This is a genomic window from Micromonospora sp. NPDC049891, from assembly GCF_040660295.1.
GTDB lineage: Bacteria > Actinomycetota > Actinomycetes > Mycobacteriales > Micromonosporaceae > Micromonospora.
Genome location: NZ_JBFAML010000082.1, coordinates 1 through 1300, shown reverse-complemented (window position 1 = coordinate 1300; position 1300 = coordinate 1). Strand labels below are relative to the sequence as shown.

Here is a 1300-nt window from a genome sequence, read left to right as displayed (position 1 = left end):
ACCGAGTACGGGACGGATGGTTGGGAGGCCCGCCTGGCGGCGTTCCTCACCGACGCGGCGGCCCGCAGGGCGGGGGGTGCTGCCTGACCTCGCGGCTTGGTGATCACTCGGCGTAACTTCGTCGTCGCCTCCCCTCCGGGCGGACGGGGTGGTGTGGCTTTTGGGTGGATGGCTGCCGGGGCGGGCCGCTAACGCGGATGGACGGACCCGCCTGGCCCGGTAGGCACCACCAGTGCACGGAGCACCGCTGGCGGCAGATGTCCGGTAGGCGGGCTCCCGTTGAGCGCCCTCGCGGATGTTCGGGCGGCGTCTCCGGGATGGCTCGCGGCACACCTCGATCAACTTCTCCCACGAGGTGTGACATGCCCACAATCAACCAACTGATCTCCACCTACCAGGCCGACAGGGCGAGGGCGGTACAGCAGCGGGAGGCCGCGTACACGCAGGCGCGGTCGATCCTGGACGGCGCGCAGGGGCGCGACCTGACGCCCCACGAGGCACAGCGGCTCGATGACATCGCCGCGCAGCGCGCCGCAGCAGTGCGCCTGATCGAAGTCGCCGATGAGAACATCGCGCAGGTACGCGCCGCGCAGGCCGACGAGGCCCGCATCGAGGCCGCGCAGGGAACCAGGTACCGCACCGCCGCGCAGCCGCAGCGGCGCACCTACGACCAGGTCGCCCGGGTCGGCGCGGAGCAGCGCACCTACAACCCCGACAGCGACCGCACCGGATCGCAGTTCGTGCGCGACGTGGCCCGCCAGTTCCTCTTCAACGACCCCAGCGCGCAGGAACGCCTCGCCCGCCACGCCCGCGAGGAGCAGGTCGAGCGCGGTGCCTACCTGGAGCAGCGGGCGGTCGGTACGGGCGCGTTCGGCGGCCTGGTCGTCCCGCAATACCTGACGGACCTGTATGCGCCCGCAATCGCCAACATGCGGCCCCTCGCCAATGCCGCGAACACGCACCCGCTGCCCGCCGACGGTATGCAGGTCAACATCTCCCGGATCACCACCGCCACCGGGGTCGCCCTCCAGGCGTCGGAGAACACCGCCGTCCAGGAGACCAACGCCGATGACACCCTGCTGACGATCAACGTGCAGACCGCCGCCGGTCAGCAGACGATCTCCCGGCAGGCCGTCGAACGCGGCACCGGAGTCGAGGACGTCGTCATGGACGACCTGCTGCGCCGCTACGCCTCCGAGGTTGATCGGACGATGATCACGCAGGCGTCCACCGGGCTGAGTGCGGTAGCGCAGAACACCGCGTACACCGACGCCGACCCGACCGCCCCCGAGCTGTGGCC

At 71.0% G+C, this 1300-nt stretch carries 1 pseudogene; it reads left to right on the top strand.

Annotated elements, in window-relative coordinates:
- Positions 1-362: 362 nt before the first annotated feature.
- Positions 363-1300 (top strand): annotated as a pseudogene (locus tag AB0I71_RS32555) (hypothetical protein); the annotation flags it as partial.